Origin of the sequence: Ferroglobus sp. (assembly GCF_015521575.1) — an archaeon.
In the GTDB taxonomy this organism is placed as follows: Archaea; Halobacteriota; Archaeoglobi; order Archaeoglobales; family Archaeoglobaceae; genus Ferroglobus.
The window spans coordinates 1-11,076 of record NZ_WANY01000213.1; the positions used below are offsets into that span (position 1 = coordinate 1).

Here is an 11,076-nt window from a genome sequence, read left to right on the forward strand (position 1 = left end):
GAAGGAAATAGCGGAAAACAAGCTTTCTCTTTACGAATGGATGAGAAGAGCTCCCGAAGAGAACGTTGTGGCTAAGGAGCTTACGAATGGTTATAAACTCACTACTGACTGCAAAAGCAGAATACTTTACTGGAGTGAAAAGTTCAGCCTTGAGAAGGCTATAGTCTTAGCTTACCATGAAATGCTATCGAAAGTTCCCGATCCGCTTGTAATAGCGAAACACGGGAAATCTTTGGCTGAAAAGATTATGGAAGAGGTGAAAGTTTGTCTTAAGGATTTCGAAGAGCTCGGGAATTTTTCAATTTTCATGGAATTCGACGAAAAGCTGATAGAGAGAAAAATAAATCCGGGGAGCATAGCCGACATCGTGGCAGCAGGAATATACCTCGCTTTAATGGAGGGTGCGAAAATTGCTTGAAGAGTTCGGGTTGAGGGAAGGGATAAACGAGGTCATAGGGATAACCTTGGGGGAGTGGATAAACACTGCTCCCATCGGAGTTGTTGTTAGAGATAAGATTTTCGTCAGACTTTACGAAAATCACACGAAAGAGTTTTTGAAAAAGAGCGGAAAACTTTACGTGAACGTCGTTAACGATCCGATAATTTTTGTAAAAGCTTCGTTTGAAGATTTGAGCGAAGAGTACTTCGAAAGTCTGGATCCTCCGATTCTGAAAAGCGCTTTAAGTTGGCTGGAGTTCGACGCCAAGCTTGAAGGAAGCATCGCCTACTTAGAATTCGTTAGGGGAGGGGTCGTTAAAAGAGAGATAAGGGCAGTGAACAGAGGATTTAACGCCATAATAGAAGCTTTGGTCAACGCAACGAGATACGTTTACTTCAAAAGGGAGGAGTTCAAGAGAAAAGCTCTGGAATATCAGGAATTAGTTGAGAAGTGCGGAGGAGAAAAAGAGAGGGAAGCGTTTGAGTTAATGCTGAGGTATTTAGAATGAAGCTGGGAATCGTCATTAACCCCTACGCCGGGAAAGGAGTCGACAAAAATCTCGTGAGAGAAGTCGTGGAAAAACTTGGAGAAGTTAAGCTCGTCGCTCAGGAAGAACTCGGAGAGATCTATTTTAAAGGAGCTGAGGTCGTGAGGATAAAAAGGACTTTCACGGGAGAGGACACAAAGAGATTAGTGAGGTTGATGGACGGAAAGGTCGATTTGATAGTTGTTTTCGGGGGAGATGGGACTGCAAGCGACGCAGCTTCAGCAAAACCGAAAACACCTCTACTCTGCATTGGAACGGGAACTACAAACGTGGGAAAGCTCATAACACCTCCCGACTTCGATCCGGAAAAACTTGAAGTTATCGAACTCGATGCTTTAAGGGTTATTGAAACGGACAGACTCGCTTTTAACGACGTTGTTGCCGGAAACACAATTTTAGCAACAATTAACGGAAAAATAACCCAGATTGATGCCGAAAAGTTCATGAAAGGAGAAAAGGTTCGTGCTAAGCCAAAGAAATTCCGGGGAAGAATCACGGTCAGCGAAAAGAGAATCGAAGGAATATTCGGAAACATCTTCGTGAATTTAACTTCGAAAGAGTTCCTCGGAAAGGGTTCTGCTGGCGGACTTGCGATGGCGACATTCGTTGGTTTTCCGGCCGTTGTTTCTTCAGTAAGCGAACCGCTGGTTGTGGCAGAGTACACCAAAGAGAAACTCAGAGAGATCGAGCCGATAGTAACCCAAACGGTAAGCTTGGATTACAACGAGAAAGTTACGATAGAAGCAAATACTGTAATTTCGGCAGACGGAAATCCTCAAGTTTACGGAAAAGCTACTGTGGAAGTTCTGGAAAAGGCTGTGAGGGTTTTGAAGGAGAAGAAGTAAAAAAGTTTTAAATTCTCTTTCCAAACTCTTTAGCGAATTTAACTAAAAATCCAAGTGTTTTCTGAACATTCGGATCTCTCAAAGCTCCTAATAAATCCCTCAACCCCACTGGTTCGTAGTTTAAGCTTTCGCTCAAAGCTTGAGCTGCTGCTTCACTGATTACTCCCACCTTTCTATCCATGTTCAAAGCACAGGGAGCGACAGCTTCTATCAAATTCTCAATTCTGCTCTGCAAATTCTCGTCGTACATTTCTGAGAGTAAAGTTATACCGTCAATAAGGCTTTCCACGAGCTCCAAAGCCTTCATAAGTTTTTCGTCCTCTACAAGTTTTATGAGCATGTACAAAAGCCTTTCAAGCTTTTCAACTTCCACCTCTTCCGAAAGTTTCTCCACAAGCAACAGAAGTCTGTCCTCTTCCATGGGTGTAGTTGAAGCTAAGAGTTTTTGAACTTTTTCAAAATGTTTGGGATTTGCTTGAATTACAGTGTTTAAAAAAGGTTATATTTAGGAGATGCAAATTCCCCTTAAATGATCATAGCAATAGCTTCGGGAAAGGGCGGAGTTGGGAAAACGACGATATCTGTAAATGTGGCTGTTCTCCTCTCTTTTCTTGGCAGAACAGTTGTTGTTGATGGAGATGTTGCCTTACCCAACGTTCACGTGCATTTGAATTTAAGTCCGTCAGCTTCACTTCCCGAAGTTTTAAAAGGGGAAGCTTCGCTTAAGGAAGCCATATACGAGCTGCCGTTTAAAGTTGGAAAAAAAGAAACAACGCTCCACGTTCTCCCTTCCTCCGGACCACTTGAGAAAATAGATTTAGACGGTTTTCCGGAAGTTGTTAAGGAGTTGGATAAAGATTACGACTTCGTTATCGTTGATGTTGCCGCCGGATTGAGTAAGTATGCTTTACTTCCAATTATGGCTTCCGAGAAAATTTACGTGGTCGTAAATCCGGAAAAAGCTTCAATAGAGGACGGAAAGAGAGTTATAAGCGTAGCCTCTTCAATTGGTAAGGAGGTTAGCGGAGTTATCGTTAACAGATACAAAGGCGAAAAAGCTCTTGCCGAACTTGCGCAGAAAGAGATCAGTGAAAATCTCGCCGGAATCGTAAGGGAGTCAAAACTCGTGAAAAAAGCGTGGGAAATCGGTAAGCCTTTCGTGGTAGCTTTTCCGTCCTCAGCTGTTTCAAAGGATGTTGCGAAGCTTGCGAAAAACATGGCTGGTATGAAGACCGAAATTAAAAAGTACGGGAAATTAAAGTACTTTTTGAGGTTGGCATGAGGGAAGACATAGAGGCTTTGATGGAAGACGGAGAAGTCCCGGAATTGAAGGGTGGAAAAGTAGATGAGAAAAAGGTAATTTCTTCGGTGGATCTCGAAGAGATCGTGTCTTCCGAAAACTCCTTTGTAGTTAGAGTTGTGGATGTCCTTATAGTGTTGGTGGCGATAACCGTACTTTTACTGTTAACTGGAGTTTTATAAAAAAATAAAAATCTGGTTTATCCCTTGATTTTCTGGAGTTTCTCGATCAGAACTGGGACTATCTCGAAAATGTCTCCAACTATGCCGTAGTGAGCTACTCCAAATATCGGAGCCTCAGGATCTTTGTTCACAGCAATTATAAGCTCGCTGTCCTTCATCCCCATAACGTGCTGAAAAGCCCCGCTTATTCCCAAAGCCAAGTACAGCTTCGGCTTTACTGTCTTTCCGGAAATTCCAACCTGCCTGTCCTTTGGCAGCCATCCGTTGTCTATCACCGGTCTGCTTCCAGCCACGACGCCTCCAAGAAGCTTAGCGAGTTCTTCAGCCAGCTCTATGTTGGAAGCATCTTCTATTCCCCTTCCGACTGAAACTATTATATCAGCTTGGGAGATGTCGACCTCTCCAACTTCTGGCTCAATAATTCCGACGAACTCTCTTCTTGGAGTTATACTCGGCTTGATCCCCGCTTCCTTTACTTCTCCTTTCATCTCCTCTCCTTCTTTGAAAACACCCTGTCTGACAGTGAGAACGTAGCACTCGGCTTTCTTGAGCATTATGTCAACCATCAACTTCCCTTGGAATATGTACCTGCTCACCTTAATGCCATCCTTCACTTCAACTCCTACAACGTCCGTGGCAATCGGAGCGTTTAGCTTCGAAGCCACAAGCGGAGCAAGTTCTGCTCCTCTTGAAGAGTTCGGGAATAGAATTAAGTCCGGTTTCTCTTTCTCGAACAGCTGCAAGAGAACATCGGCGTAGAGTTCCGGATTGTAGTTTTCCAAGGATTCGTCCTCTATCTTCCAGACGACGTCAGCGTACTTTGCAAGTTCTTCGGCAAATTTTCCTACATCCTTGCCAATTACAACAGCTTCGCTCTTTCCATCTCCCTTTACGGCGTTTGCCAAATTGAGAAGCTCAACGCTAACCGGATCGAGTTCTCCAAGCCTGATCTCAGCCACAGCAAAAACCCTCATAGCAACCCCCTCTCCTTGAGTATCTGAATAAGTTTGTCAGCGATTTCGTCCGGAGAGCCGGTAATTATCTCAGCTTTCTTTACCGGAGGATAGTACATCCTTTCAACTTCGTACACTCCTTCGGGAGCGGAAACGCTGACTTCTTTAAGCTCCTTGCTTCTCGCTCTCTTAATACCCATTATCGACACGTATCTTGGCTCGTTAATACCGCTCTGCACGGTAATTAAGCAAGGCGTGCTCAAAACAGCCTCTTCCTGATATCCACCTTCAAGCTCCCTTGTCACTCTAACCTTGCCGTTCTCTATTTTCAGAGAAGTTACCGCTGTTGCGTAAGGAACGTTGAGCATTCCAGCCAGAAGCGTACCAACGAGAGCGTTGTTGTAGTCCTGGCTCATCAAACCGGCTATTATCAAGTCGAAACCTTCAGCTTCTACTACTTCTTTTATCGCCGAAGCCGTTACAAAAGGATCCATTCCCTCATCGATGGGTATCTTTATCGCTCTGTCCGCACCCATCGCCAAGCATTTTCTCAGAGTGTCGTCGCTCTTTCCAACTCCCACAACCACAACCTCTCCTCCTATGTTTTCCTTGATCCTTATCGCCTCTTCGATAGCATACCTATCCCAGTCGTTTATGTCGAAAACCAAACCTCTCTCATCAAGTGTTTTCTCGTCCTTGAGGTGAATCTCGCTCTCTGGATCTGCTGCATGTTTCGCTAAAACAATTATCTTCACTTAACCACCTCCTGAGAGATTTTTGCGAGAAGTTTAATTATTTTTTCTAAAAAAATTAAATGATTGATTATTTACCTTTGAACTTCGGCTCTCTCTTCTCAAAGAAGGCAGCAAATCCCTCCTGCACGTCTTCTGTGGAGGCAACGACGCCAAAGTAGGCTGACTCCAAAGCCTGTCCAGCTTCAACCGGCAATTCGTAGCCGAAGTTTATCGCATACTTCGCAAGTCTCAAAGCGATCGGAGCACCCTTGGCTAAAGTCCTTGCCAAGTTCATCACTTCCTCCCAGAACTTCTCTTGCTCAACAGCCTTGTGAACCAACCCTACTTTTTCAGCTTCCTCGGCACTAAGCCTCTTGGCAAGCATTATGAGTTCCTTAGCCTTGGCAATTCCCACAATTTTAGCCATTCTTTGCGTTCCACCCCAGCCGGGGATAATTCCCAATGCTGTCTCTGTTAAACCAATCTGAGCTCCTTTCGCCATTATTCTGAAATCGCAAGCTAAAGCGAGTTCGCAACCTCCTCCAAAGGCGTAACCGTTTATCGCAGCTATAACCGGCTTCGAGAATCTCTCTATTGCCGTAAACGTCTGCTGCCCCTTCATGGCAAGCATCATAGCTACAGCCGGTCTCAGCATATCTCCCTCCAATGTTGCCTGCAGATCAAGTCCCGCTGAGAACGCTCTTCCTTCTCCCGTTATTATCAGAACCTTCACGCTTTCGTCTTTTTCAAGCTCTTCCAAGGCTCTTACTATTTCATCTAGGGTTTCTATCGTCAAAGCGTTGAGTCTGTGAGGTCTGTTTATGACGAGCTTCGCTATTCCCTCTTCGACCTTCTCAATCTTTATGTTCATGTAAGCCGCCTTCTCGTAATTGTAGAATCCCGCTCCAGCCTTCTTTCCTGTCTTTCCTTCAGCTACAAGCTTTTTCAGGTACTCTGATGGCTTCAGAATTTCGTAACCCTTCTCCTTGTAAATTTCTTCGACTTTAGCCAAAATGACGTCCAAGCCAATCTCGTCTCCAAGCTCGCAAGGACCTTTCGGCATGTTCGTTCCGAGCTTCATTGCCGTGTCTATCTCCTCGGCACTTGCAACGCCCATTTCAATAAGGCTTGCAGCTATGTTCACCATAGGAGCTATGAGCCTAAGAGCGTCGTACTTTCCAGCTGCTTCCTTCGGAATCTTCGGTCTTCCCTGCCTCCAGTCGTAGAATCCTTTTCCGGTTTTCATTCCGAGCTCCTTAGCGTTGAACTTCTCCTCAAGAAGCTTCGATTTCGGTACGATGTCCCACTGCTGGGTGGAGTAATACAGAATGTCCAGTCCTACGAAGTCGGAAAGCTCTATCGGTCCCATCGGGAACTTGTAGTTGTAGAGCATCGTGGCATCTATTTCCTCTTTAGTTGCCACGCCGTTCTCGACATCCTGTATGGCCAAGACCAAGTAAGGAACGAGACATCTGTTAACTATAAATCCGGTAACGTCCTTCTTAACAACAACCGGAGTTTTTCCAAGACTTTTAACGAAATCAACCGCTATCTTAACGGTTTCCTCGCTCGTGTGCTCTCCTTTTATAACTTCTACGAGAGCCATAACCGGCACAGGGTTGAAGAAGTGCATTCCAACGAATTTGTCTGGCCTGTCTGTTGCTTTCGAAAGCTCGGTTATGCTCAATCCGGAAGTGTTCGTCGCGAGAATTGCCTTCTTGTTGTACTCGCAAATCTCTTTGAATACCTGCTTCTTCAAATCCATAACTTCGGGAACCGCCTCAATCACAAGATCAGCATCTTCCACAGCTTCCTTCAAGTCCGTTGTGAAATGAAGTTTGGTTTCAATTTCCTTCAGCTTTGTAATGCTGATCTTCCCCTTGTTTACAGCCTTCCTCAAATTCTTCTCGATCGTCTCCTTAGCTTTGCCCAAAATTTCTTCGCTTATGTCCCTAACCCACACCTCATAGCCGGCCATTGCACAAACCTGAGCTATTCCGCTTCCCATCGTTCCGGCTCCAACAACAGCCACCTTCTTAATCTCCATTTCATCACCCCTCTATGGGAACGAGCTCATACATTAAATACCCTTCTTTTCTTCTCGATATCTCAACTCTCACTCGCTGCCCCGGCTTGACTTTTCTTGGATCTCCTCTGAGCCAAGCTGTTATTTTTACCCCATCGTCGAGTTTTGCTATAGCCACAGTGTAAGGATCATGCATGGCAAAGCTTGGAGGTCTGACGAAAACAACAGTAAGAGTTTCGAGGACTCCCTCCTTCTTCAGCTCAACCCACTCCATCTCGCTCACTCTACAATTCGGACAGTCTTTCTGGGGAGGGAAGAACAGCTCGCCACACTTTTTGCATTTGGTCGTTAGGAGCTTGCCTTCCCTCATTCCTTCGAAGAAGGGAGCAATGTTATCTATGCAGATCAGGTAGCTTAGTTCAAGCTTCCTCATGTCAACCCATTGCATAGCTCCGGTTTTCTCATCCAAAGCCACCGGAAATCCGTACTCCGCTATATTCCTCTCAACAGCCTTCTTAAACTCCTCCACAAAAATCACCTCTTTTCAAGGGAATATATCGTAACGTAGCTGTAATGTCCAGTCCCTCCAACGTTGTGGGTAAGCCATCTTCCGTTCTTAATCTCAGCCTGTCTACCAGCTTCAGCCTTACTTAAAAGCTGCTTGTAAGCTTCAACAGCCTGGGAAACTCCAGTAGCGCCTATCGGATGACCCTTAGCTTTCAAACCGCCATCCAAATTTACGGGAATCCTTCCGCCGATGTATGTTTGCTCGTTTCTTATAAGCTCAACACCTTCTCCCCTCTTGGCAAACCTCAGATCTTCGTAAGCTATTATCTCCGCTGCGGTAAAGCAATCATGAACGTTTGCCCCGTCTAATTGCTTATAAGGAGCGTCCATATCGATTCCAGCTTTCTTGTAAGCAAGCTCGGCTGCAAAAGCGGCAGATTTAAGTGACGTGAAGCTTTCCCTCTTGCTTAAATTCGCCGTTCCAGTCCCAACGCCCTGACTGAGAATCCAAACCTTCTCCTCTATTCCCCATTCCTTAACCTTTTCTTCGCTCGCCAAAACAACAGCGGCTGCCCCATCGGTTATCGGTGAGCAGTCGTAAAGTTTAAAGGGCCAAGCAATGTAGGGTGAATTCAAAGCTGTTTCGAGCGTTATTTCCTTCTGGAATTGAGCGTTCGGATTTTTCGCTCCGTAGTAGTGGTTTTTCACAGCAACTCTTGCGAAGTCCTCTTCCGTCGCTCCGTACTTAGCCATGTAGGCTGTGGCATGTAAGGCATAGTAGGCTGGGAAAGTCAAACCGAAATTTTCGAACTCCCAGAAGTAACTTCCGAATCTGCCGATAATTTCGATCACCGTTGGATTCGTAGACTCCTGCATTTTTTCCACGCCGAGAACGAGAACTACATCGGCTTCTCCACTTTCTATAGCGGTGTATCCAACCCTTATAGCCGCACTTCCGGTTGCACAAGCCGCTTCAACTCGCATGCTTCCTACTCCGAGTTTAGCGTACTCCGCCATGAGGGAGGGTACTGCCGCTTCGCTGCTCCACAATCCGGCTGTTCCAACGACGAAGAAGTCTACATCCTTCTGCTCAACGTTTGCCGAGTCGAAAGCCTGCTTCATTGCCTCCCAAGCGAGTTCCGGAACGTTAACGTCTCTCCTGTTTCCGAATTTAGTGTGTCCAACTCCAATAATAGCTACTGCCATACAATTTCTTTCACGTTCTTTAATTATATAAACTTTTCCCGTTCTCGTGGCTTTATTTGCCGAATAGAGATCGAAAAAGTTAAATCTTCCTCAGATTTGTCATTATTTTTACGAAGTTTGCGTTAGGTGGTATATATACATTTCTTTTCAGAATTGGAGCTTAAAGAATTTTTATCTTCGCCAAAACAGTTTTATACTTCCTTAGATAGAATTATACTTCAGAGGTGGTGGTATGCCGATAAGTTTTCAGTTTACCGAAGAGCAGGAGGATATAAGGAGAGCTGCGAGAGAATTCGCTGAGAAGGAGTTTACTCCAGAACTCGCAAGAGAGTGCGATAGAGAAGAGAAGTTCCCCTTCGAGCTTTGGAAGAAGTGCGCAAAACTTGGATTCCATGCTGTAGCCATTCCGGAGGAATACGGAGGAGGAGGTTACGGACCGATTGAGCAGATGATTGTAATGGAAGAGTTCTCAGCAGTAAATCCGGGTTTAGGATTGGCTTGCTTGATTCCGACTTTCGGAGTTGAGATACTTCTTTTGCACGGAAGCGAGGAGCAGAAGGAGAAGTACGTTACAAAAGTTGCGAAGGGAGATGCGATAATGGGCATGGCTAACACTGAACCAGATGCCGGAAGCGATTCAGCAAGCATAAAAACAAGGGCTGTTAAAGACGGTGACGAATGGGTTTTGAACGGAACTAAGCAGTTCATTTCAAACGGAAGCATAGCAGATTTCATCCTCGTTACGGCAAGAACCTCCGAGCCAAAGAGCTTCGAAGAAAGACACAAGGGAATAAGCTACTTCATAGTAGAAACGGATAGAGAGGGTTACAAAGCCACGAAAATAACAGGAAAGATGGGGATTAGAGCTACTGATACAGCGGAAGTTAGCTTGAACAACGTCAGAGTTCCAGCAGAAAATCTGGTGGGAGAGGAAGGAAAAGGCTTCTACTACATGATGGAGTTCTTCGACATAACGAGGGTTTGGGTTGCGGCACAGGCTGTAGGAATTGCGAGGGGAGCGTTAAAGCTCGTTGTGGATTACGTGAAGCAAAGAAAAGCTTTTGGAGTTCCTTTGGCTGCTTTCCAGTACATCCAGTTCAAGATAGCTGAGCTGGCGACGAAAATAGAGGCTGCGAGAACGCTAACCTACAGAGCTGCTGCGGTGCAGGTTGAAACAGGAAAGCCAGATAACACTCTTTCAGCAATGGCTAAGTGGTACGCTGGAGAGGTGGCAGTTGAAACCTGCAACTGGGCTTTGCAGTTCCACGGAGGATACGGATACATCGACGAGTATCCGATAAACCAGTTCTACAGAGATGCGAAGATAACGGAGATTTACGAGGGGGCGAAGGAGATAGAGAAGCTGATAATAGCGAGGAACATCTTCGGATTCAAAGGAAGGTAATTAACAATTTTTCCTCAAATCCACAACTCTTTTCGCTTTTCCGCTTGTTCTCTCCAACTCTCCTTTTTTCACGAGTTCCACGTTAACCCTAACACCAAGGTCTGATTTAAGGGTCTCTTCGATTTTAGCTTTCAAATTCTTCGAGTTCACTTTTTCCTCCGAGACCTCCACCTTGACAGTTACATTGTCGAGGGTGTTTCTGTCGACGATTATCTGGAATTCTCCGCTAACTTCCGGAATTTTCATCAGAGAGTGCTCCACTTGAGAAGGGTAAACGTTCACTCCCTTTACAACTACCATGTCATCAACCCTCCCGCTTATTCTCGCTATCCTCGGATGAGTTCTTCCGCAGGAGCACTTTTCATCGATTAAAAACGTTACATCTCCAGTTCTGTACCTCAAGATGGGCATTGCTTCTTTTGTTAGAGCAGTTAAAACCAGTTCGCCTTTTTCTCCATCCCCCATCGGATTACCTTCCTCATCAACAATCTCAACGAAGTAGTGATCGATCCATACGTGCAAGCCGTTTTGCTCTTCACATTCAAAGGCAATTCCTGGGCCATTCATTTCGCTCAAACCGTAGCTGTCGAAGGCTTTAATTCCGAAAAATTCTTCGAGTCTTTTCCTCAAATTTTCGCTCCAAGGTTCAGCCCCGAAGCATCCGATCCTGAGTCTGCTCCCCTCAAAGCTTAAACCCCACTCCTCAGCAACTTCCTTAATCCTCAAAGCATAGCTTGGCGTACAGTGGATGACAGTCGTACCCAAATCCATCATGAGTTCTAACTGCCTTCTCGTATTCCCCACGCCAGCCGGGATTGTCGTAGCTCCTATCCTTTCAGCGGCGTAGTGAAATCCCAAACCTCCCGTGAAGAGGCTGTAGTTTACCATGTTCTGAAAAACATCCTCTCTTCTAACTCCCACCATGTAAAGAC

The 11,076-nt window shown here is 45.4% G+C and carries 13 protein-coding genes; 6 read left to right on the forward strand and 7 right to left on the reverse strand.

The annotated features are described in order from the left end of the window. The 3 genes from F7C14_RS08500 to F7C14_RS08510 form a co-directional block, all read left to right on the forward strand. Nucleotides 1-418: triphosphoribosyl-dephospho-CoA synthase (locus tag F7C14_RS08500; protein ID WP_290901827.1), on the forward strand; the 418-nt coding region annotated here is incomplete at its 5' end. Then, nucleotides 402-947 carry a DUF447 domain-containing protein gene (locus tag F7C14_RS08505; protein ID WP_290901829.1) on the forward strand — a complete coding sequence of 182 codons (546 nt, stop codon included), beginning with the start codon at nt 402-404 and terminating at the stop codon, nt 945-947. The genes F7C14_RS08500 and F7C14_RS08505, both read left to right, overlap by 17 nt. Beyond that, nucleotides 944-1,831, forward strand: a complete 888-nt coding sequence (locus tag F7C14_RS08510) for a diacylglycerol kinase family protein (protein ID WP_290901831.1) — start codon at nt 944-946, stop codon at nt 1,829-1,831. Before F7C14_RS08505 ends, F7C14_RS08510 begins: the two co-directional genes overlap by 4 nt. 7 nt (nt 1,832-1,838) lie before the next feature. Here the strand turns inward: F7C14_RS08510 and F7C14_RS08515 are convergent, their stop codons facing one another. Then, on the reverse strand, nt 1,839-2,252 hold the full coding sequence (locus F7C14_RS08515) for a DUF1641 domain-containing protein (RefSeq protein WP_290901833.1): 414 nt from the start codon (nt 2,250-2,252) through the stop codon (nt 1,839-1,841). A 108-nt stretch (nt 2,253-2,360) separates the two neighbouring features. On the opposite strand from F7C14_RS08515, the gene F7C14_RS08520 reads away from it, so the two are divergent. Beyond that, nucleotides 2,361-3,113, forward strand: a complete 753-nt coding sequence (locus tag F7C14_RS08520; RefSeq protein WP_290901835.1) for an AAA family ATPase — start codon at nt 2,361-2,363, stop codon at nt 3,111-3,113. After that, a complete protein-coding gene (locus F7C14_RS08525; protein WP_290901837.1) occupies nt 3,110-3,313 on the forward strand; it encodes a hypothetical protein in 204 nt (67 codons plus the stop codon). Before F7C14_RS08520 ends, F7C14_RS08525 begins: the two co-directional genes overlap by 4 nt. A 17-nt stretch (nt 3,314-3,330) precedes the next feature. On the opposite strand, the gene F7C14_RS08530 is transcribed toward F7C14_RS08525, so the two are convergent. The 5 genes from F7C14_RS08530 to F7C14_RS08550 form a co-directional block, all read right to left on the reverse strand. Further along, on the reverse strand, nt 3,331-4,287 hold the full coding sequence (locus F7C14_RS08530) for an electron transfer flavoprotein subunit alpha/FixB family protein (RefSeq protein WP_290901839.1): 957 nt from the start codon (nt 4,285-4,287) through the stop codon (nt 3,331-3,333). Beyond that, complete coding sequence (locus tag F7C14_RS08535) at nt 4,284-5,021, reverse strand: electron transfer flavoprotein subunit beta/FixA family protein (protein WP_290901841.1); 738 nt, start codon at nt 5,019-5,021, stop codon at nt 4,284-4,286. Before F7C14_RS08535 ends, F7C14_RS08530 begins: the two co-directional genes overlap by 4 nt. Before the next feature lie 67 nt (nt 5,022-5,088). Further along, on the reverse strand, nt 5,089-7,047 hold the full coding sequence (locus F7C14_RS08540; protein ID WP_290901843.1) for a 3-hydroxyacyl-CoA dehydrogenase/enoyl-CoA hydratase family protein: 1,959 nt from the start codon (nt 7,045-7,047) through the stop codon (nt 5,089-5,091). A 4-nt stretch (nt 7,048-7,051) separates the two neighbouring features. Continuing rightward, the gene (locus tag F7C14_RS08545) at nt 7,052-7,555 is read right to left on the reverse strand and encodes a Zn-ribbon domain-containing OB-fold protein (RefSeq protein ID WP_290901845.1); all 504 of its coding nucleotides are present in this window, start codon (nt 7,553-7,555) and stop codon (nt 7,052-7,054) included. 5 nt (nt 7,556-7,560) lie between these two features. Beyond that, nucleotides 7,561-8,739, reverse strand: coding sequence for a thiolase domain-containing protein (locus F7C14_RS08550; RefSeq protein ID WP_290901847.1), 1,179 nt, complete (start codon nt 8,737-8,739; stop codon nt 7,561-7,563). A 232-nt stretch (nt 8,740-8,971) separates the two neighbouring features. Between F7C14_RS08550 and F7C14_RS08555 the strand changes: the two genes are divergently transcribed. Beyond that, complete coding sequence (locus F7C14_RS08555; RefSeq protein WP_290901849.1) at nt 8,972-10,144, forward strand: acyl-CoA dehydrogenase family protein; 1,173 nt, start codon at nt 8,972-8,974, stop codon at nt 10,142-10,144. Here the strand turns inward: F7C14_RS08555 and F7C14_RS08560 are convergent. Further along, a partial coding sequence (locus F7C14_RS08560; RefSeq protein ID WP_290901852.1) for a phenylacetate--CoA ligase family protein occupies nt 10,145-11,076 on the reverse strand: 932 nt, incomplete at its 5' end. It lies immediately after the preceding gene.